Raw genomic sequence first — 21641 nt, forward strand, 5'->3', positions numbered from 1 at the left:
GAGGGGTTTTGCCGTTTACTGCTGCGGTGCCGTCGGTTCGGTTGGCGCTGCCGGTTCAGCCGGTTCCGGCATCCCCAGCGTCGGCATACCAAACATGCCGACGAAGTCTTCCAGCGGCATCTTGTCGCCGTTCAGCGTTACCTGGCCGTTGGCGTACTGCAGGCTGGTGGAAATCGTGTTGTTTTCCACTTTAGTGATGCGGAACATCTGGCCCATTGCCGCCAGACCTTTCACCTGCTGGTTAGCCAGCTTGCCGGCGTCTTCATCGCCGTAGCCTTCCAGCTTCGCAATCTGGGTCATAAACTCGGTCGCCATATCCATCGGGATGGTCAGCTTGCTGTCGAGCGACTTCACGCTGCGATCCACTTCCTGCGCCAGCGTCTGCGGTTCACCCGTTGCGGTTGCCGGATCTTTCAGGAACAGCGACAGGTTAAAGCTGGTTTCGCCTTTGCTGTTTTTCCAGCTCAGCGGCGCAACGGTGATCACCGGCTCGCCTTTCAGCAGGACAGGCAGGTTGTTGAATAGTACCGCCATCGCCTGCTGCTGGTACACTTCAGGGTTCTGCTGGAGTGCGGCATCGGTCAGCAGCGCCTGGCTCTCTTTGCTGTATTTCTGGCTAAACTCGTGCCACGCCTGGCCGTCGATATTGCCGATCTTCAGTGACAGCTTGCCGGTGCCCAGGTCCTGATTCTGCACCTTCAGGCTCTTCAGCGTGTAATCCAGCTGCGTGTTGATGCTTTTACCGTCTTTGGAAACGTCGGATTTGCCGTTGACGTCCATACCTTCCAGCACGGCCATCTCTTTTCCTTCAACCGCAATGGCAACCTTGTCGAGAGACAGTTTTTGATCGCCGATACGCTCCTGGAAATCGGTCATTCGGCTGTTGCCGTCGGCCTTCAGGTTGTTGAAGGTGAGCTGAACCTTTTGGTTATATTCGTTCACGGCATTGACCAGGCCGCTTTCCGCTTCACCCGTCAGGGAGAACACGTTTCCGTCGCGGTCAGCGTCAAGTTTGAAGTGACCGCCGCTGAAGGCGACTTTCTCATTCTCTTTCTCGTAGTTCAGCGCTTTCAGAGCAATATCGGAGCTCGTGTCACCGGCATAGCTAATTCGGGTATTAATATCGAAAGGCGATTCATTCTTCGCCAGGTCAAACAGCGGTTTGGTGACGTCGTTATTCACCAGCACGGTATGAACGGACGCCATCGACGGGATCAGGTTAAAGGACTTCAGCTGCGCCAGCGGCAGCGGACCGTGGCTCACCACCTCGTCCAGCACCACGCTCTGACCCGGTTTCAGCCAGCCGTTTTCAGCACCGGCCACTGGCTTTACCACCAGCTGCATACGGCTGGTAAACACGCCGCGATGATAATTCTGGTAGCTCAGCTCCAGGCCCGCCTCCGGCGCGCTGCGCTTAATCTCTCCGTTAGCCTGCGCCACCATCTCAGCCAGACGGCCTTCCAGCTGTTTCCCGGTAAACCAGGAGGCACCCGTCCAGACCACGCCTAACGCTACAATCACTCCAACCGCTACGACCGATTTTTTCATTGCGACTATCCCTAAAATGAAACCAGGCGGTAAAAACCGCCTGGAGATATTAAGCCTGCAACTAGCTTAGCAAGAGTTGTTAAAAAAATCAGTAAGTCCCTAATACCCGTCATACTTCAAGTTGCCTGTGCGTTGGCTTTCCTCGCTCACCCCAGTCACGTACTTATGTACGCTCCTGGGGATTCGCTGCGTCGCCGCCTTCATGCAACTCGAATTATTTAGGGTATAGCTTATTGAAAACGCGCGCCAGACGACCGGTGCCGCTTACGCTGACCGGTGATTCACTGGCTGCAACGAATGCTGACTCACCGGGCTTAAGCACCAGACGCTGTTCACCTTTGCGCAGCGTCGCTTCGCCCTCGGCGCAGAACAGAATCGCCGCGCTTTCCTGCGCGATGGCAGTTTCGGCCTGGCTCAGGTCGTGCAGGGAGAAGGCAAAATCCTCAACCGGAATCGGGAAGTCCAGCTCTGCGCCGTTTTTCACCGGCTGAGTCAGCAGCTCCGCGGCAGGTTTCGCCACAAACTTCACGTTGGCAACCAGCTCAGGAATATCGATATATTTCGGCGTCAGGCCCGCGCGCAGCACGTTATCGGAATTGGCCATCACCTCCAGCGCCACGCCCTGAAGGTAGGCGTGCGGGGTTTCAGCAAACAGGAACATCGCTTCGCCCGGGTTCAGCTTCACCACGTTCAGCAGCAGAGGGGAGAACAGGCCGCTGTCGTCCGGGTAGAATTCGGAGATCAGACGGATGGTCTCCCAAGGTTCACCCTGCTGGCTGCCCAGGGCCGCTTTCAGCACCGCCAGCGCGTGAGATTTCTCTTCACCCTGCATATTCAGCAGGCTGGCAAACAGCTGGCTCAGCGCGTCCGCGTTCGGGTTTTCAAGGAAGTGGGCGATAGCCTTGTGGGCACCCGCGACCGGTTGCAGCAGAGAAACGATCTCTGAAAACTCGCGGAACGCGTTCATCGCCAGGAACGGGGTCAGCGCAAAGACCAGCTCCGGCTTGTGGTTAGGATCTTTGTAGTTACGCTCGGCGGCGTCTAACGGAATACCCGCCGCGTTCTCTTTCGCAAAGCCGATTTCAGAGGCTTTCTTGTTCGGGTGAACCTGGATGGAGAGCGGCTGGTCGGCGCACAGCACCTTGAACAGGAACGGCAGTTCGCCGAAGCGCTGAGCCACCTTGTCGCCAAGCAGCGCGGCTTTATCGGCGTCAATCACGTCACGCAGGCTGCGAACCTGGCCGCTGGCGTCTTCAATTTTTGAGCTGCTCTTCGGGTGCGCCCCCATCCACAGTTCTGCCATCGGCAGGTTGTTCGGGTTCGCGATACCGTAGAGATCCGTTAACGCAGTTTTACTTCCCCAGGCGTAGTTTTGCACTGAGTTAATGAGTTTTTGCATTATCAAGCCCTGATTCAATTGTGGAATTAACTCCGGGTATTAAAGCAATAAACCTCATGGAAGTAACCTGTGGATGTAAAAAGTCGTACTAGTCTCAGTTTTTGTTAAAAAATTGTGTAGGATAAGCTGACTCGCTTTTAAGCCGGGCAGCGGAACATCTGCCCTGAATAAACAGACCGAAGCAGTAAGTGAGAGACCAATGTCGAATAAACCCTTCCATTATCAGGATCCTTTCCCCCTCAGTAAGGATCGGACCGAGTATTACCTGTTAACCCGCGATCACGTCTCCGTCTCTGAGTTTGAAGGACAAGAGATCCTCAAGGTGGATCCGCAGGCGCTGACGCTGCTGGCGCAGCACGCTTTCCACGACGCCTCGTTTATGCTCCGCCCAGCGCACCAGCAGCAGGTTGCCGATATTCTCAGCGACCCGCAGGCCAGCGAAAACGATAAATACGTTGCCCTGCAGTTCCTGCGTAACTCAGACATCGCCGCGAAAGGTGTTCTGCCTACCTGTCAGGACACCGGCACGGCGATCATCGTCGGTAAAAAAGGCCAGCGCGTCTGGACCGGCGGCGGTGACGAAGCAGCCCTGGCGCACGGCGTCTACAACACGTACACCGAAGATAACCTGCGCTACTCGCAAAACGCGGCGCTGGATATGTACAAAGAGGTCAACACCGGCACCAACCTGCCGGCACAGATCGATCTCTACAGCGTCGACGGTGACGAGTACAAATTCCTCTGTATCGCCAAGGGCGGCGGTTCAGCCAACAAAACCTATCTTTACCAGGAAACCAAGGCGCTGCTCACCCCGGGCAAGCTGAAAAATTACCTGGTTGAGAAGATGCGCACCCTCGGCACCGCGGCGTGCCCGCCGTACCATATCGCGTTTGTGATTGGCGGTACGTCGGCGGAAAGCACGCTGAAAACCGTCAAGCTGGCCTCAACCAAATATTATGACGGCCTGCCTACCGAAGGTAACGAGCACGGCCAGGCGTTCCGCGACGTGCAGCTTGAGCAGGAACTGCTGGAAGAGGCGCGTAACCTGGGCCTCGGCGCGCAGTTTGGCGGCAAATACTTTGCCCACGACGTGCGCGTGATCCGTCTGCCGCGTCACGGCGCATCCTGTCCGGTCGGTATGGGCGTGTCCTGCTCCGCGGATCGCAACATCAAGGCGAAGATCAACCGCGACGGCATCTGGATCGAAAAACTGGAAAACAATCCGGGCAAATACATTCCGGAAGAGCTGCGCAAAGCGGGTGAGGGTGAAGCGGTTCGCGTCGACCTGAACCGTCCGATGAAAGAGATTCTGGCGCAGCTTTCGCAGTATCCGGTCTCGACCCGTCTCTCGCTGAACGGCACGATCATCGTGGGCCGCGACATCGCGCACGCGAAGCTGAAAGAGCGTCTGGACAACGGCGAAGGCCTGCCGCAGTACATTAAAGATCACCCGATCTACTACGCTGGCCCGGCGAAAACGCCTGAAGGCTACGCGTCCGGCTCGTTAGGCCCAACCACGGCAGGGCGTATGGACTCGTACGTTGACCAGCTGCAGGCTAACGGCGGCAGCATGATCATGCTGGCGAAAGGCAACCGCAGCCAGCAGGTGACGGACACCTGCCACAAGCACGGCGGCTTCTACCTCGGCAGCATCGGAGGCCCGGCTGCGGTTCTGGCGCAGGGCAGCATTAAGAGCCTGGAGTGCGTGGAATACCCGGAACTGGGTATGGAAGCGATCTGGAAAATTGAAGTGGAAGACTTCCCGGCGTTTATCCTCGTGGATGACAAAGGCAACGACTTCTTCAAGCAGATCCAGTCGTCCCAGTGTTCGGCGTGCGTGAAGTAATTCTGTAAATTGACGGGTGGCGGCTGCGCCACCCGATATCAAAAAGAGCGCACAAAGCGCCATATCGTTTCCCAGAAGTCATCAATACTTATCCCTTAAGCATGTGAGCAATCCCTCTTTTGTTATCAAGGAGAAAGTAATGACCACGGTACGCCATGAGAAAGATTCGATGGGCGCCATCGACGTCCCGGCCGACAAGCTTTGGGGCGCGCAAACCCAGCGTTCGCTGGAGCACTTCCGTATTTCGACCGAAAAATTGCCCGTCTCGCTGATTCAGGCGCTGGCGCTCACCAAACGCGCTGCCGCGAAAGTGAATCAGGATTTAGGCCTGCTGACGGCAGACAAAGCGACCGCCATCATCAACGCCGCCGACGAAGTGCTGGCGGGTAAGCATCCCGATGAATTCCCCCTCGCCATCTGGCAGACCGGTTCCGGCACCCAGAGCAACATGAACATGAACGAAGTGCTGGCGAACCGGGCCAGCGAACTGCTTGGCGGCGTGCGCGGCATGGAGCGTAAGGTCCATCCGAACGATGACGTCAACAAAAGCCAGAGTTCTAACGACGTCTTCCCGACGGCGATGCATGTGGCGGCGGTCATCGCTATCCGCGAGCAGCTTATCCCGCAGCTCAACGTGCTGAAAGCCACGCTCAACGAGAAAGCGCAGGCCTTCCGCGACATCGTCAAAATTGGCCGTACGCACCTGCAGGACGCCACGCCGCTGACGCTCGGCCAGGAGATTTCCGGCTGGGTGGCGATGCTGGAACATAACCTGAAGCACATTGAATACAGCCTGCCGCATCTGGCGGAGCTGGCGCTCGGCGGGACGGCGGTCGGGACCGGGTTAAACACCCATCCAGAATACGCGGTGCGCGTGGCGGAGGAGCTGGCAAACATCACCGGACAGCCGTTCGTCACGGCGCCCAACAAGTTCGAAGCGCTGGCGACCTGCGATGCGCTGGTCCACACCCACGGCGCGCTGAAAGGGCTGGCGGCCTCGCTGATGAAAATCGCCAACGACGTGCGCTGGCTGGCCTCGGGTCCGCGCTGCGGCATCGGTGAAATCAGTATTCCGGAAAACGAGCCGGGCAGCTCCATCATGCCGGGTAAAGTGAATCCGACCCAGTGCGAAGCCATGACCATGCTCTGCTGTCAGGTGTTGGGCAACGACGTAGCCGTCAACCTGGGCGGTGCGTCCGGCAACTTCGAGCTGAACGTCTATCGCCCGATGGTGATCCACAACGTTCTGCAATCGATTCGTCTGTTGGCGGACGGAATGGAGAGCTTTAACGAGCACTGCGCGGTAGGGATTGAGCCGAATCGCGAACGTATCAGCCAGTTGCTCAATGAATCCCTGATGCTGGTGACGGCGCTGAATACCCATATCGGCTACGACAAGGCCGCCGAGATCGCTAAAAAAGCGCACAAAGAGGGGCTGACGCTGAAAGCCTCCGCCCTGGCGCTGGGCTATCTGACGGAGGCGGAGTTCGACGCCTGGGTTCGCCCGGAAGCGATGGTCGGCAGCCTGAAATAGTCATCCCGCCACGTACAGGTGCAGCCGCGGAATAATCAGCTGCAGCGGCTGCGCCTGAGGTCTGTAACGGTGCTGGACATTGTCCGCATCGTAATTCAAAAGCTCACCAATATCCGGCACGATGGCCCCCCGATCGGCATCATAGAGTGCAATCAGCGGCGTCGGGCAGGCATACTGAACCTGTTTTTGCTGGCCTGAATACCAGACGCGGGCGATAGGCTGTACCTTCACCGGACGCTTTATCTTGAGGCGCGCGTCCGCCGGGAGTGAGGCGATGCTGTGGTACTCCTGCTCCAGGCGCTCAATCCACTGCTCGCGCGACCAAGGAGCGACGGTGCGCGGCGTCTTCAGGCTTTTTTCCAGCTGCGCCAGAATCTCATCCCGGGTGAAGTTTTTAATGATGTGCTTATTCGCCCAGCCGAAGCGCAGCGTGGCGGGGTGACGCAGTACCGTCAGCGTGCGATAGGCGTTCAGGGTAATCAGCCCCGGAAGCTGACGGTGCACCCATTCAAACCGGGCGGCAGGGGCGAGGCCGGACTCTTCGGTAACGATCTTTTCAAAGGCCGCTTTCAGGGTGTTGATGTGGGTAATCTGGCTTTCCAGCGCGTCGCGCGTTGTCGCATCGGTTTGCAGGCAGATCACGCCGGGCAGACGCACGGCGGCCTTACTGCTGCGGTTTTCTGACTGCTGCTGGATAAACAGGCGGCGATAGTGCTTCAGCGCCAGCTCAAGGGCGGCGCTGCCGATGTGCTGTTCAACCGCGATGGTGTCCAGCGGGTCGTGCTCGGCACCTTTAGCCACCTCGGGCAGGGTAAAGACGCGCGCGGCCAGCAGGCGGCAGCTCTGCAAACGTTCGGTCAGGGTCAGGAGCTCGTGTTCTATTTCCCGAAACGTGCTGTTCAGCCGTTCGAGGAGATCGTAGGTCGCCATAAGCACTCTCGTTAGTTACAACATACTTATCATATAGCACAGCACGCCGGGTCAGGCCAGCGTGCTGTTGAAGTCAGGCAGGGACGGGAAGGGCGATGTTATGGTATACCGGCCAGCTAAAGCAGAAGCGCGCGCCGCCGAGCTCGCTCTCTTCGCAATGCACCGTGCCGCCCATCGCCTGCGCGATAGAATAAACAATCGCCAGCCCCAGGCCGCATCCGCCGGTGGCGCGATCGCGGCTGGGGTCGAGGCGGACAAACGGTTCAAACACGGTTTCTCGCGCTTCCGGGGCAATCCCCGGACCGTCATCTTCCACCGTCAGGCTGGCCTGATTGCCCTGCAAATCCAGTCCGATCTGTAGCGTACTTTCGCTGTAGCGCATGGCGTTGTTCATCAGATTGTCCAGCACGCGCTCCATCAGGCGCATATCGAGCGCGCCGTAATCACCCGGCGTGACGCGCGTTAACAGCGTGCGCTGCGGGTTTACGCTCTGAACGTCATCGATGTGGGTTTGCAGCCAGGCAGGCAGGTCCGGCGTGCTGAGGTTCAGTTCGTTTTGCGGACGATCGAGGCGCGCGTAGGTCAGCAGTTCCTCAATCAGCGCCTCAAGCTGGCCGATGTCGCGGTTAAGCGCCTGAGACTCCGCTTCCGTCAGATTCTCGCTCATCTCCAGACGATAGCGCAGGCGGACCAGCGGCGTGCGCAGCTCGTGCGCAATCCCGTCGATCAGCTGCTTTTTACTGGCGATCAGGGCATTGATGTTATCGGCCATCTGGTTAAAGGCCACGCCCAGACGTTCAAAGCTGGAACCGCTGTCGAAGTGAATGCGTTCGGTAAAATGCCCTTCGCCAAAACGCTGCGCGGCGGATTCCAGCTTCAGCATGTCCTGCCAGTGCGGGCGCATCCAGATAAAGACCGGAAACGCGAGCGAAATGGCGATAAAGGCCATTAGCGCCATGTCCAGCAGACGCATCTGGTGCAGGTAATAGAGATAGGGCACCGGCCCGACGGCCAGCACGTAATGGCTGCGCGGAATACGCTGGATAAAGGTGTATTTCTCGTCCAGCGCGACGATGTCCCCGTCGCGCAGACGCTGCATGGCGGGCGGATCCAGCTCAAAATCTTTTAACGGCTCGATGCGTAAATCGAATGACAGGTTCAGATCCAGCTCTTTGAGGGTTTTCGCCCAGTCGTGCGGCGGGATCTCTCTCAGCTCGCTGCGCATCAGATAGAGCGAGCTTTTCATCAGATCGTCCAGCGACTGCCTGCCCGCACGTTCGGCGGTGAATTTATAGACCAGCCCGACCAGCATGGTCATGACCAGGAAGCAGACAAACAGCAAAAGATAAAACTGCACAAACAGCTTTTTCATTGGATCTCACCGAAGAAACGCTTTGTGCAGAATATACATGAAAACCCGTCGATATTTTCATGTCTGTGGAGCGCGTTACATGGCAATTGCGCTGTTTTTTACTTTGGCGATGAGTGTTTCCGTTACGGCCAGTCCTTCCGCAATGTGCACATCAATCACATCGGTACCGAATTCGTTAATTAAATCCAGAAGTATTTCGTAAGTCTGGATGAGTTCAAGGAGATCAAAGAGCGCTTTTTGATCGGCGCGTGAAGGGGAGGAATGGCTAAGCGCAGCCTGATTAACAATCCATTCAAGATTGGTTTTGATGGCCTCTACCTGACTGTAGCTATACATATTTCATGGGCTTAAATCCTCATTTCAAGATTTTATGGGAGAGGTATCGTGAGAGCTTCACGGTGAAAAAAGAGTCTGCATGTCGCCGAGGCAGTGCTGGCTGTAGAAAGGATGGATGAAGATTTAATTATGGGATAGTTCGCGTGCTTAGCAAGTTAATTGTTGCGCAAACGTAAAAGTAAACGCGCGAAAGAAGGGCATCGTCGCGCAATGCCTTCATTTCGCGCAGGTTATTTTATCGGGATATGGGATCAGGTTTCCCACGCATGTGGGGCAAACAGATAACCCTTGTTACGCACGGTTTTAATGCGGTAGGGCTCGGTAGCGTTATCCTGCAGCTTTTTGCGCAGACGCGAAATCGCCACGTCAACGCTGCGGTCCATTCCGTCATAGCTCACGCCACGCAGGTTTTTCAGCAGCGCGTCGCGGTCCATGATTTGCCCGGCGTGCGTTGCCAGCTCCCACAGCAGGTCAAAGTCTGCGGTGGAGAGGGCGATAAGCTCGCCGGAGAGCAGCACCTGGCGGTTAATGGGGTCAATAGACAGCGTACCGAAGCGCATCGCTTTGTGCGGCGTCAGAGACGGCGCGGGCGCTTCGCGTTCGATGCTGGCGTGCTGGCGCAAATGCAGGCGCAGGCGGGCAAGCAGGACGGCAGGCGGTGTGGTTTTCAGAATGTAGTCATTGGCGCCCATCTCCAGCGACAAAATGTGGTTCATATCGCTGTCCAGTGAGGTGAGCAGGACGATAGGACCCTCCCACCGGGCGCGCAGGTCACGGCAGAGCGTCATGCCGTCTTTGCCTGGCAACATAATATCCAGCAGTACCAGATCCGGGTTTTCACGGACGACCACCTCTTCGGCACGATCGCCGCGAGGTTCAACAATGACGTCCATATCATGTTTACCCAGATAGGCGGCGATCAGTTGCCCGACCTCGGGTTCGTCTTCAACATAAACAATCTTATTCATACAGCGTCTGTTTTCGTGAAAAAAGCCAACATACACCGCGGAACCTTAACCTTCCATTAATCTTTCAAAATTAACGCCGGTTCCGTTATTCTGGCTCTTATTGTTATTTGATTGTTATAGGGAAAAGTATGGGGCTGGTGATCAAAGCCGCACTGGGCGCGCTGGTGGTGTTACTGATTGGCATTCTGGCAAAAACGAAAAACTACTACATTGCCGGGCTAATCCCGCTGTTCCCGACCTTTGCGCTAATTGCTCACTATATTGTGGCTTCTGAGCGGGGTACGGAAGCGTTACGCACGACCATCGTGTTTGGCATGTGGTCTATCATTCCGTATTTTCTCTACCTGCTTTCGCTGTGGTATTTCACCGGTTTTCTGCGTCTTCCCCTGGCGCTGAGCGGGGCGGTGGTCTGCTGGGGACTCAGCGCCTGGGTGCTAATTTTCTTCTGGAGCCGTTTTCACTAGCGCAGCGGGCGGCCGCCGTCCACGGCAAAGGTTCTGCCCGTGACGTAGCAGCTGGTGAGCAGGTAATCCACAAGGTCGATCACCTCTTTCTCGCCCGGCGCGATTTTCATGAGCGACTTATTCAGCGCCTGCTGGCGATACTCCGCATCATCGTTTTCGTTAAACAAAATCATCGCCGGGGCGATGGCGTTTACCTTCACCTCGGGCGCGAGCTTGCGGGCAAACGAGCGCGTCATATTATCCAGTGCGGCTTTACTGGCCGCGTAGGCGATGTGCTTGTCGCTGCCGCGCTCAACTACATAATCGGTGAAGTGAATAATATCGCCGGCCGCGTGCCCATGGCCGCGCAGCAGATCCTGCAGAGCGTGGTTAAGCAGATAAGGCGCATTGACGTGGATCTGCAGCATGGCGGAGAGCGTTTCGCTGAGTGACGTACCGGGTTTTTCGGCTCGCCATGCGCTGGCGTTATGGATCACGGCGCGCAGTCCCGTCGTGGCGGCTTTTACCTTTTCCGTGAAAGCCAGAATGCCTTCATCGGTCGAAAAATCAGCCTGAATGCAGACCGCCCCGGCTTTGCGTAACCCTTCAATCGACGGGTATTCCGTACGGTAGCTGACAATGACCGGATGGCGAAGGTTGAGAAAGTGATGGGCGAGGGCGAGGCCGATACGGCGGCCTCCACCGGTAATCAGTATTGGGCGAAGCGGTGCATTTCCCATCGTATTCTCCTTTACAGTTCAACAATGGGAAAGGCGATGCTATCCCATTAACATCCAGGTTGCCGGTAGGGCAGCAACCAGTAACAATCCAATTAAGGCCATCTCACGGCGCTTCAGCGCGTTCTCCAGCTGATGCGTGCGGCGGGCGTAGATAAACACCAGCAGACCCGGTGCGTACAGCACTACCGACAGCAGCAGATGCATAGGCCCGGAAGCATACAACAACCACAGGCCGTAAATACAGGCTCCGACACCCACGACATAATGCGCCGGACGTGTGGCAATTTTTAACAGATACGCACCTACTAGGAAATAGGGTACCAGAATCATCTCCGAGGCGATGGTCAGCAGGGTGTTATAGTCTGAACCTGTGAGCCAGATCAGCACCAGACAGACCTGAACGCTGATGTTGGTCAGCCAGAGCGATGCCGACGGCGCGCTGTTTTGGTTTTGACGGGCGAACAGGCGTGGAAACGCCTTGTGCGTCGCGGCCAGGAACGGCACTTCAGCCGCCATGATGGTCCAGCTCAGGTAAGCGCCGCAGACGGAGACGATCAGCCCTGCGGCAATCACCACGTCGCCCCAGGGGCCGAGCATTTTCACCATCAGGCCCGCCATTGACGGGTTACGCATTTCAGCCAGCTCAGGACGCGCCACCACGCCCAGCGACAGCAGCGTGACCAGCAGATAGACCCCCAGCGCGGCCAGAACTGCCAGCAGCGTGGCGCGGCCCACATCGCGTTTATTCCTGGCCCGGGCAGAAACCACGACCGCGCCTTCAACGCCGATGAACACCCACAGGGTAATCAGCATCGTGTTTTTCACCTGCTCCCAGACGGGCACGCCCAGCGCAACGCCGCTGAAATCAAGCTTGAAAACGTCCATACGGAACGCAATAAAGGCAAGAACGATAAACAGGCCGAGCGGAACCAGTTTCGCCAGCGTCGCCACCAGGTTGATGCTGGCGGCCGTTTGTACGCCACGCAACACCAGCCAGTGGACGAACCACAGCAACACCGAGGCGCCCACAATAGACTGCCAGGTATTTCCGTCGCCAAAGAGGCGCAGCTCAGGCGTATCGGTAAAGAAACTGAGTGCTGAGAAGACGATCACCAGGTAGGAGACGTTGGCGATAACGGCACATAGCCAGTATCCCCACGCGGAACAGAAGCCAATCAGCTCGCCGAAACCTTCGCGCGCATAGGTGAAAATGCCGCCGTCAAGATCCGGACGAATGCGGGTGAGCAGCAGCATGGCGAAGGCCAGCAGCAGTATGCCGACACCCGTAATGCCCCAGCCAATGATGAGCGCAGATGGGCTGGCAACGGCCGCCATATTTTGCGGCAAACTGAATACGCCTGCACCCAGCATTGAGCTTAAAACGAGTGCAGTCAGAGCACTCAGGCCAAGTTTCTTTTCCATTGGCTTCCTGTTATGAAAGGTCAAAATCCAGAATAATTATTTCGCTCAGGCGCATAAAAATGGTGGATCACACTAAGGCGCGGGATTTTACGGAGTGTAACGAATGCATGCAATGACGTGAGGCAGAAATTCAAAAAAAGTAACAAAAAAAGGCGGCATTGCGCCGCCTTTCGTCAACGATTTTGTTACTTGTACAGATCGGCGCTGATGGTCACGTTGTTACCACGTTCCTGCCACTGGCGGGTGATGTGGTAGTACTTCGCCCCTTTCTTCGCCGCACGCTTCGCGACCTGGTAAGAGACTTCCGTCATGTTGCCGTAGTTGCCGGTAAACTTGATGCTATCGAACGGCACCATCTGCGCTGCAGTGGCGTTGTTCAGCTCTTCAATTTTGGTACCGTCAGGCAGCGTAACGGAGTAACGGCCACCTTTCGTGGACTGCGTTTCGAAGAAACGGCCCACTTCAGCGCTTGGGGCAGCCGTCGTTGCTACGCCTGGAATTTCAACTTTCTTCGCTGCTTCGCCGCCTTTCGCTATCGCCGCGCGACCTGCTTCTGAATTCGCCGGGATAGCATCCGGGCTCTGCAGAACACGTTTTTTCGCATCTTTTTTATAGATGAACGCGGTAATACGCTGGTTGCCACCCTGGTTAGCATCGACCTGACGCACGATGAAGAAAGAGTAGGCCCCTTTCTCTTTCGCGGCTTTGGTGATGGCATCGTTCACTTCAGGCTGGCTGCGATAGAAGCCCTGAACGGTGACGGTGTCGTATGGTTCCAGCTCAATCGCCTGATCTTTCGGCAGTTCAACAACACCGTTGATCACGCGGTTTTTCGGTGCGTCAGCTTTTGGCGCATTGTCTTTGAACAGCGCGATTGTCACGCGCAGGTTACCGCTGTTGCCGTAATCGGACTGGTCAACGACATAAAACGAGGCCGCCCCGTTTTTATCAGCGGCTTTTGATGCAGCGGCGACGGCGTCGCCAATAGAATTATAACGACCCACAATGACCGTATGGTCAAAAGGTTTTAACGCTGCCGCTTGCTCCGGCGTTAACTCTGTTGCGGCATTCGCAGACAGGGCGGTCGCGGAAAGAAGTGCGGACGCCAGGAGTGTGTTCTTAAGCTTCATAAAAATGATCCTTCGCCTTGCGCAAACCATGTACTGGTATTGTTGTTAATTTGAGACGGTCCCGATTATTGCATTTAAAACCCGTCGCTGTCTGCGCCATTTTTCACTGCCTGTGCTTACTGAATCACCGAATTCGATAACATTTAGTGATATGTTGAAAAAACACGCGTTTGACAAGTAAAACTGATAAAGCATATGACTTTTACAAGTTAATTTAATGTTAACAAGTTGTTCTGTTATGGCGCTATATCATGTTTTTACCGCTTCGCTTGCGCGATTTATCGGTTCTGGCAGTGAATTTAAAGTAAATATCACTGTCAGTGACGCCGATCGCTTATTTTTCACAGATAAAGTAAGAAATAGTGTTTTCTGGCGGTAGATCACGGGCGCTATTTTCAGTAGGTTATAGACAGTTTGTTACTGTTTTATTTTCCGGGGTTAATCATCTCTCGTCGCTCGCGCGATGGCGAAAATTGATACAAACCGCGGGCATTTATCGATAAACCATCATCAAAAACCGATGGAAGGGAAAACTATGCGTATTGGGGTACCAAAAGAACGGTTAGCCAATGAGACCCGCGTAGCGGCAACACCGAAAACGGTGGAGCAACTGCTTAAACTGGGTTTTACGGTCGCGGTTGAAAGCGGCGCGGGCAAACTGGCGAGTTTCGATGACGAGGCCTTTATCCAGGCTGGCGCGGAAGTGGTCGACGGTGCTGACGTCTGGCAGTCGCCGGTGATTCTGAAGGTCAACGCACCGGAAGAGAGTGAGATTGCGCTGCTGAATCCGGGAACGACCCTGGTGAGCTTCATCTGGCCTGCGCAAAACCCGGAGCTGATGGAGAAGCTGGCGGCCCGCGGCGTGACCGTGATGGCAATGGACTCCGTGCCGCGCATTTCGCGCGCGCAGTCGCTGGATGCCTTGAGCTCCATGGCAAACATTGCCGGCTACCGCGCTATTGTTGAAGCGGCCCACGAGTTTGGTCGCTTCTTTACCGGTCAAATCACCGCCGCGGGTAAAGTCCCTCCGGCGAAAGTGATGGTGATTGGCGCTGGCGTGGCGGGCCTTGCCGCAATCGGTGCGGCAAACAGCCTGGGCGCTATCGTACGCGCCTTTGACACCCGTCCTGAAGTAAAGGAACAGGTCCAGAGTATGGGCGCCGAATTCCTTGAGCTGGACTTCAAGGAAGAAGCAGGCAGCGGCGATGGTTACGCGAAGGTAATGTCCGAAGCCTTCATCAAAGCCGAAATGGAACTCTTCGCCGCTCAGGCGAAAGATGTCGACATTATTGTCACCACCGCACTTATCCCGGGTAAACCGGCGCCGAAGCTGATCACCCGTGAGATGGTTGACTCCATGAAGCCGGGCAGCGTGATTGTCGACCTGGCCGCCCAAAACGGCGGTAACTGTGAATATACCGTTCCAAATCAGGTAACCACGACCGCTAACGGCGTGAAGGTGATCGGCTATACCGATCTGCCGGGCCGCCTGCCAACGCAGTCTTCTCAGCTCTACGGCACCAACCTCGTCAACCTGCTGAAGCTGCTTTGCAAAGAGAAAGACGGCAACGTCACCGTTGATTTCGACGATGTGGTGGTGCGCGGCGTCACGGTGGTCCGTGAAGGTGAAATTACTTGGCCTGCGCCGCCTATTAAGGTTTCTGCTCAGCCTCAGGCGGCACCGAAAGCGGCGCCTGAGCCAAAAGAACCCGCCAAACCCGCTTCTCCATGGCGCAAATACGCGATCATGGCGCTGGTGATTATTCTGTTCGGCTGGCTGGCTGACGTTGCGCCAAAAGAGTTCCTCGGCCACTTTACCGTCTTCGCGCTCTCCTGCGTCGTGGGCTACTACGTGGTGTGGAACGTCTCCCATGCGCTGCATACGCCGCTGATGTCGGTAACCAACGCCATCTCCGGGATCATCGTGGTGGGGGCGTTACTGCAGATTGGTCACGGCGGCTGGATCAGCTTCCTGAGCTTTATCGCGGTGCTGATCGCCAGTATCAATATTTTCGGTGGTTTCACCGTGACTCAGCGCATGCTGAAAATGTTTCGTAAAGGCTAAGGGGTAGCATATGTCTGGAGGATTAGTGACAGCTGCATACATTGTTGCTGCAATCCTGTTTATTTTCAGTCTGGCGGGGCTTTCCAAACACGAAACGTCTCAGCAGGGGAATAACTTTGGTATCGCCGGGATGGCGATTGCGCTGATTGCCACCATCTTCGGGCCGGATACCGGCAACGTGGCGTGGATCCTGGTAGCGATGATCATCGGTGGCGCGATTGGTATTCGCCTGGCAAAACGCGTTGAAATGACCGAGATGCCGGAGCTGGTTGCCATTCTGCACAGCTTCGTCGGTCTGGCGGCGGTGCTGGTGGGCTTCAACAGCTACCTGTATCACGAACCGGGTCTGGAACCGATTCTGGTGAACATCCACCTGACGGAAGTGTTCCTCGGTATCTTCATCGGTGCGGTGACCTTCACCGGCTCTATTGTGGCGTTCGGCAAGCTGCGCGGGAAGATCTCCTCTAAACCGCTGATGCTGCCAAACCGTCATAAGCTGAATCTGGCGGCGCTGGTGGTGTCGTTTGTACTGCTGGTGGTCTTCGTGCGTACCGAAAGCGTCGGCCTGCAGGTACTGGCGTTGCTGGTAATGACCATCATCGCGCTGGCGTTCGGCTGGCACCTGGTGGCGTCCATCGGCGGTGCGGATATGCCGGTGGTTGTCTCGATGCTGAACTCCTACTCCGGTTGGGCGGCAGCGGCGGCAGGCTTTATGCTGAGCAACGACCTGCTGATCGTCACCGGTGCGCTGGTGGGTTCTTCCGGTGCGATCCTGTCTTACATCATGTGTAAGGCGATGAACCGCTCGTTCATCAGCGTCATCGCCGGTGGTTTCGGGACCGATGGTTCTTCTTCCAGTGCGGATGAAGAAGTGGGGGAGCACCGTGAAATTTCTGCGGAAGATACCGCAGACATGCTGAAAAACTCGCACTCCGTGATCATCACTCCGGGCTACGGCATGGCGGTGGCGCAGGCGCAGTATCCGGTTGCGGAAATCACCGAGAAGCTGCGCGCGCGTGGCATCAAGGTTTGCTTTGGTATTCACCCGGTGGCAGGGCGCCTGCCTGGCCACATGAACGTGCTGCTGGCGGAAGCGAAAGTGCCTTACGACATCGTGCTGGAAATGGATGAGATCAACGATGATTTCGCCGACACCGACACCGTGCTGGTCATTGGCGCCAACGATACCGTTAACCCTGCGGCGCAGGACGACCCGGGTAGCCCAATCGCCGGTATGCCTGTTCTGGAAGTGTGGAAGGCGCAGAACGTGATCGTCTTCAAACGCTCCATGAATACCGGCTATGCCGGGGTTCAGAACCCGCTGTTCTTCAAAGAGAACACCCACATGCTGTTCGGCGATGCTAAAGCCAGCGTGGATGCGATTCTGAAATCACTGTAAGTTGCGCTGAAACGAAAAAACCGCCGAATTCGGCGGTTTTTTTATTGCCGGGTGGCGCTGACGCTTACCCGGCCTACGGTTTTGTAGGCCCGGCAAGCCTGCGCCGCCGGGCGTCAGGCGTTAATCGTCTTCCGGATCGTCCAGCTCAACCGGCGTCTGGTACTCATCCGGCTTAATGACCAGCAGGTCGCAGCGCAGATGGTCGATCACCTGTTCGGCGGTATTGCCGAGGAACGCGGCAGAAATACCGGTTCGGCCAATGGTGCCCAGCACCACAATCCCCGCCTGCAGGTGTTCCGCCAGGTCCGGGATCACCTCTTCAGGCAGGCCTTTTTCCACGTGGGTCATTTTCTCATCGATGCTGAATTTCTGGCGCAGCGCTTTCATGGCCAGCAGATGCTGACCGCGGATCGCGTCGTTGTACACGCTCGGGTCAAATTCAGGCAGCTCAATGGCAATGTTAATCGGGGTAACCGGATAGGCGCCCACCAGGTGCACTTCGGTATGATTGACCTGATCGGCAAGCTGGATGGTCTCCTTCACCAGCTTCTCGTTCAGCGAATTGTGGTAATCCTCTTCGCTCGCGAGGTTTACCGCCACAACGGCTTTCCCGCCTTCAGGCCACGGCTGGTCTTTCACCATCCAGACCGGGCAAGGGCATTTGCGCAGCAAGTGCCAGTCGGTCGGGGTGAAGATGACGGATTCCAGCTTGTCGTGCTGGTGCGCCATCTTCAGCAGCAGGTCGTGCCCACCGGCGACAATTTCCTGGATGATGGCTTCGAAAGGTCGGTTATGCCAGACCACTTTAATATCAATGGGCACGCCCGCTTCCAGGTAATACTTCGCCTGTTCACGGATCCACGCGGTACGCTGGCTGATGACGCCCTGACGCATAGCGGTGCGCTCGTCAGGCGACAGAAGGGTGGTCATCTCATACGAGAAGTCATAGATCGGCAAAAACGCTTTGATTTTGCCACCAATCCGTTGATGTAAATACACAGCACGTCGTAATGCCGGCTGATCGTCCTGATTCGGATCGATAGCTACCAGCATGTTTTGATACTTGGCCATACAGGTCTCCTTACTACTGTCACCACAGTCTGTAATTAAAAGAGTAACCTATATATCCTGAATGAAACAGAGGGGAGGTTTTGCCAGATCAATAATTCATGAAAATTTATCAGAGGAAAAGTACCGTCGTCGTCACCGCGATAAACGCAATAAACAGCAGCACCATCACCGCTATCGCAAAGGTCGTGGAGTCCTGGACGTAGGTTTTTTCTTCCCCCTTCATCGGACCGACAAGCATGATCCAGATGAAGATAAAGGTCACAGAGGCAATCACGACTGAAACGAAAAACAAACTTTCTCTCAATTCATAACCTCAACGAGAACCTTTCGGGCGCTGTGTGGGGACGTGCTACGGTGAAAATATCTTGAAACGGAAGTGATTACACCAGACCAATAAATCACAAGAATTTATGGTCTGGTCATCAACATGCGGAGAGTTACGCCACGTTGCGGGCGTGCCCGGCAAGAACGGCAAGCGCTTCACCGTTTTCGATAGTGATGTATTTACCTTTAACGGCCAGCATCCCGCTTTTCTGGAAACGGCCCAGCAGACGGCTGATGGTTTCCACGGTCAGACCCAGGTAGTTACCGATATCGCCACGCGTCATCGTCAGACGGAATTCACGCGGCGAGAAGCCACGCTCGGCGAAGCGGCGGGAGAGGTTGTAGATAAACGCGGCCAGGCGCTCTTCTGCGTTCTTTTTAGAAAGCAGCAGAATCATGTCCTGATCGCCTTTGATCTCACCGCTCATCAGACGCATCATCTGTTGACGCAGGTTAGGCATCTTACCGGACAGATCGTCCAGGGTTTCAAACGGGATTTCGCAAACCATTGAGGTTTCGAGTGCCTGAGCAAAGCTCGGGTGATGGCCCGTGCCGATGGCGTCAAAGCCCACCAGGTCGCCCGCCAGATGGAAGCCGGTGATCTGCTCATCACCTTGTTCGGTGATGGTGTAGCTCTTGATGGTGCCAGAACGGATAGCATAGAGCGATTTCAGTTCGTCTCCCGCTTTAAACAGCGTCTGCCCTTTCTGAATAGGCTTTTTGCGCTCGATGATATTATCAAGCTGATCGAGTTCATGCTCATTCAGGGTAAACGGGATACAGAGCTGGCTGATGCTGCAATCCTGGCAATGGATAGCACAACCGCCAGACTGAATGCGTCGTATAATTCGCTTTTCCGGGATCATAGGTTTGCTCAAGCCTTAATTGATATTGGTCAATTTTAACATCTTTTTGGTAAGTACGTAAGCCTGACAAACCCTCAATAAGGACAAGAGACGGCAACGTGTCGCCATCTTCTTGAAATTCCACAGCTTGATTATGGATTTTTAGCCTAACCGGAAGAAAATTAAGCACAAAAAGCCTGGAAGCTAGAGCAGGAGATACCCTTCGTGACGCAGCAACCACTCTTTGCGCTGCACGCCGCCGGCATAGCCTGTCATGGTGCCGTTGCGGCCAATGACGCGATGGCACGGCACCACGATGCTGACCGGGTTAGAGCCGTTAGCGGCACCCACCGCGCGTGCGGCGCCTGCGCGGCCTAGCTGTTCCGCGAGCTGGCCGTAATGCATCACCTGCCCGCAGGGAATGGCCCGCAGCGCCTGCCACACTTCGCGCTGAAAAGGGGTGCCTGCCGTGGCGGTTGGCAGAGTATCGATGATGCTGAGATCGCCTTCGAAGTAGGCCGCAAGCTTGTCGCTCAGCCCGCCCGGGTTGGTGGCGCGGATACGTTCATACCCCTGCGCGCGGTAGTGAACATGGAGCAGTTCTTCCATCCGGTCGCTGTGCTCTTCCCATTCGACGGCGCGCAGGCAGAACTGCTCGTCCGCGATCACCCACAGCGGCCCGAGCGGCGTCGCAATCTTATCTTCGAGTAATCTCAGCATCCTCATTCCTTTAGTTCAGCCTCGGGTAAATCCCCGGCCCAATCGGCAGGCCGACAAGATACCATGCCACCAGCATCACCAGCCATACCCCTAAAAAGATAAGCGGGTAGGGTAAAACCAGCGAATAGTAGGTACCCAGTTTGGCCTCGGGTTTATAGCGCTGCAGGAAGCCTAAAAACAGCGGAACAAACGGCGAAACCGGCGCCAGCGGAATCACCGAGGAGTCCGCGATGCGGAACAGGATCTGGGCAAACGCAGGATGAAAACCCAGCATCATAAACATCGGTACGAAGATCGGGGCCAGAATCGACCAGATGGCGGAGCCGCTGGCGATAAACATGCACAGCAGGGATGACAGCAGCGCCAGGCCGACAAACGCCGGTACGCCGCTTAGCCCGGCAGCCTCCAGCGCGTCGGTCAGGCCCACGGCCATAAACTTGCCCATGTTGCTCCAGTTAAACATCGCCACAAACTGCGCCAGCGGGAACACCATCACGATAAATCCCGCCATCTCTTTCATCGGCTCGATCATCAGCTGCGGCAGATCGCCCTGACGGCGGATCTTACCGGTCGCGATACCGTAGGCGAGCGAAACGACAAAGAAGAAGAGGATAATCAGCGGCACGATGCCCTGAATAAACGGCGACGGCAGGACGGTATGTTTAACCGGATCGCGCAATATGCCGTTTTCCGGCACCACCATCAGCGCCACCAGCGCGATAAAGGCCAGCGAGACCACGCCCGCCACGCGCAGGCCGAAGCGCTGCTCTTTGCTCAGGGTTTCCAGCTTTTCATCGCTACGGCCTTCCCATTTACCCAGCCGCGGCTCGATGATTTTATCGGTAATCAGCCCGCCGACAATCGTCAGGACAATCACCGAGCTGGCCATAAAGTACCAGTTGTCGATCACGCTGACGTGCATGGCCGCATCAATGGTCTTCGCCGCCTCCGTGCTGATGCCAGAGAGCAGCACGTCGGTGGTGACGATCAGCAGGTTAGCGGTAAATCCGCAGCCCACGCCCGCAATCGCCGACAGCAGGCCCGCCACGGGATGACGCCCGACGGCGAGGAAAATCAGCGCCCCCATCGGCGGCATGATCACCAGCGCGGCGTCGGAGGAGATATGGCTGAAGAAGGCGATAAACAGCACCATATAGCTGGCGTAACGCGCGCTGACGTGAGAAGCCATCTTCACCATTAATGCGGGCAGCAAGCCCACGCGTTCAGCCAGCCCGGCGCCCAGCACCAGCGCCAGAATGGCGCCCAGCGGGGCGAAGCCGCTGAAGTTCTTAATCACGTTGGGTAAAAACCAGTGCAGCCCGTCAACGCTGAGCAGGTTTTTCACCGCCACCAGGCTGCCGTCGGCCGGGCTGCGCACGCTCACGTCAAAGGCGGAGAGCACGGCGGTGGCGACCATTAAAATCACAATCAGATAGATAAACAGCAGGAAAGGGTGCGGCACTTTATTGCCGATCCTTTCAACCCAGCCATAGAGCTTACCGGATGGGGAATGCGAAGGTATGGATGACATACTCATGGGCGTTCCTCG

At 56.2% G+C, this 21641-nt stretch carries 19 protein-coding genes; 5 read left to right on the top strand and 14 right to left on the bottom strand.

The window, feature by feature from the left end; translation table 11 throughout:
- Positions 1-15: 15 nt before the first annotated feature.
- On the bottom strand, positions 16-1548 hold the full coding sequence (locus EnteroDNA1_RS01810; RefSeq protein WP_064672364.1) for a YdgA family protein: 1533 nt from the start codon (positions 1546-1548) through the stop codon (positions 16-18).
- A gap of 214 nt (positions 1549-1762) precedes the next feature.
- A complete protein-coding gene (gene manA / locus EnteroDNA1_RS01815; protein WP_039262310.1) occupies positions 1763-2947 on the bottom strand; it encodes a mannose-6-phosphate isomerase in 1185 nt (394 codons plus the stop codon).
- A 199-nt stretch (positions 2948-3146) separates the two neighbouring features.
- Between manA and fumA the strand changes: the two genes are divergently transcribed.
- Positions 3147-4793, top strand: coding sequence for a class I fumarate hydratase FumA (fumA, locus tag EnteroDNA1_RS01820; protein ID WP_069302712.1), 1647 nt, complete (start codon positions 3147-3149; stop codon positions 4791-4793).
- Positions 4794-4932: 139 nt separating this feature from the next.
- Positions 4933-6327: a class II fumarate hydratase gene (gene fumC, locus EnteroDNA1_RS01825; RefSeq protein WP_069302713.1), complete on the top strand. Its 1395-nt coding sequence runs from the start codon at positions 4933-4935 to the stop codon at positions 6325-6327.
- On the opposite strand, the gene tus is transcribed toward fumC, so the two are convergent.
- The 4 genes from tus to rstA form a co-directional block, all read right to left on the bottom strand.
- Positions 6328-7257 carry a DNA replication terminus site-binding protein gene (gene tus, locus EnteroDNA1_RS01830; RefSeq protein WP_069302714.1) on the bottom strand — a complete coding sequence of 310 codons (930 nt, stop codon included), beginning with the start codon at positions 7255-7257 and terminating at the stop codon, positions 6328-6330.
- 73 nt (positions 7258-7330) lie between these two features.
- The gene (gene rstB, locus EnteroDNA1_RS01835) at positions 7331-8629 is read right to left on the bottom strand and encodes a two-component system sensor histidine kinase RstB (protein ID WP_033145344.1); all 1299 of its coding nucleotides are present in this window, start codon (positions 8627-8629) and stop codon (positions 7331-7333) included.
- Between the two features lie 75 nt (positions 8630-8704).
- Positions 8705-8965 carry a hypothetical protein gene (locus EnteroDNA1_RS01840; protein ID WP_069302715.1) on the bottom strand — a complete coding sequence of 87 codons (261 nt, stop codon included), beginning with the start codon at positions 8963-8965 and terminating at the stop codon, positions 8705-8707.
- A 251-nt stretch (positions 8966-9216) separates the two neighbouring features.
- Positions 9217-9933: a two-component system response regulator RstA gene (rstA, locus tag EnteroDNA1_RS01845; RefSeq protein ID WP_021241154.1), complete on the bottom strand. Its 717-nt coding sequence runs from the start codon at positions 9931-9933 to the stop codon at positions 9217-9219.
- 128 nt (positions 9934-10061) lie between these two features.
- Between rstA and EnteroDNA1_RS01850 the strand changes: the two genes are divergently transcribed.
- Positions 10062-10397, top strand: a complete 336-nt coding sequence (locus EnteroDNA1_RS01850; RefSeq protein WP_028017326.1) for a GlpM family protein — start codon at positions 10062-10064, stop codon at positions 10395-10397.
- On the opposite strand, the gene folM is transcribed toward EnteroDNA1_RS01850, so the two are convergent.
- The 3 genes from folM to ydgH form a co-directional block, all read right to left on the bottom strand.
- Entirely contained in the window at positions 10394-11116 is a 723-nt protein-coding gene (folM, locus tag EnteroDNA1_RS01855; protein ID WP_069302716.1) for a dihydromonapterin reductase, read from the bottom strand. The genes EnteroDNA1_RS01850 and folM overlap by 4 nt on opposite strands.
- 39 nt (positions 11117-11155) lie before the next feature.
- Entirely contained in the window at positions 11156-12538 is a 1383-nt protein-coding gene (locus EnteroDNA1_RS01860) for an amino acid permease (RefSeq protein ID WP_029740292.1), read from the bottom strand.
- 185 nt (positions 12539-12723) lie between these two features.
- Complete coding sequence (gene ydgH, locus EnteroDNA1_RS01865; protein ID WP_033145347.1) at positions 12724-13668, bottom strand: DUF1471 family protein YdgH; 945 nt, start codon at positions 13666-13668, stop codon at positions 12724-12726.
- A gap of 535 nt (positions 13669-14203) precedes the next feature.
- Here ydgH and pntA point away from each other — a divergent pair.
- Together pntA and pntB are read left to right on the top strand one after the other, a co-directional pair.
- Positions 14204-15733, top strand: a complete 1530-nt coding sequence (pntA, locus tag EnteroDNA1_RS01870; protein WP_069302717.1) for a Re/Si-specific NAD(P)(+) transhydrogenase subunit alpha — start codon at positions 14204-14206, stop codon at positions 15731-15733.
- 10 nt (positions 15734-15743) lie between these two features.
- On the top strand, positions 15744-17132 hold the full coding sequence (gene pntB, locus EnteroDNA1_RS01875; protein WP_069302718.1) for a Re/Si-specific NAD(P)(+) transhydrogenase subunit beta: 1389 nt from the start codon (positions 15744-15746) through the stop codon (positions 17130-17132).
- A gap of 120 nt (positions 17133-17252) precedes the next feature.
- On the opposite strand, the gene uspE is transcribed toward pntB, so the two are convergent.
- From uspE to abgT, 5 genes are all read right to left on the bottom strand, one after another.
- The gene (gene uspE, locus EnteroDNA1_RS01880; RefSeq protein ID WP_023335478.1) at positions 17253-18203 is read right to left on the bottom strand and encodes a universal stress protein UspE; all 951 of its coding nucleotides are present in this window, start codon (positions 18201-18203) and stop codon (positions 17253-17255) included.
- Positions 18204-18312: 109 nt separating this feature from the next.
- Positions 18313-18495, bottom strand: coding sequence for a hypothetical protein (locus EnteroDNA1_RS01885; protein ID WP_014883604.1), 183 nt, complete (start codon positions 18493-18495; stop codon positions 18313-18315).
- 145 nt (positions 18496-18640) lie between these two features.
- On the bottom strand, positions 18641-19393 hold the full coding sequence (fnr, locus tag EnteroDNA1_RS01890; RefSeq protein WP_006174991.1) for a fumarate/nitrate reduction transcriptional regulator Fnr: 753 nt from the start codon (positions 19391-19393) through the stop codon (positions 18641-18643).
- Positions 19394-19576: 183 nt separating this feature from the next.
- Positions 19577-20092 carry a methylated-DNA--[protein]-cysteine S-methyltransferase gene (ogt, locus tag EnteroDNA1_RS01895; protein WP_033145350.1) on the bottom strand — a complete coding sequence of 172 codons (516 nt, stop codon included), beginning with the start codon at positions 20090-20092 and terminating at the stop codon, positions 19577-19579.
- Positions 20093-20102: 10 nt separating this feature from the next.
- Positions 20103-21629 carry a p-aminobenzoyl-glutamate transporter gene (gene abgT, locus EnteroDNA1_RS01900; protein ID WP_029740288.1) on the bottom strand — a complete coding sequence of 509 codons (1527 nt, stop codon included), beginning with the start codon at positions 21627-21629 and terminating at the stop codon, positions 20103-20105.
- Positions 21630-21641: the final 12 nt, after the last annotated feature.

This window comes from Enterobacter sp. HK169 (genome assembly GCF_001719105.1).
Classification (GTDB): domain Bacteria; phylum Pseudomonadota; class Gammaproteobacteria; order Enterobacterales; family Enterobacteriaceae; genus Enterobacter; species Enterobacter asburiae_B.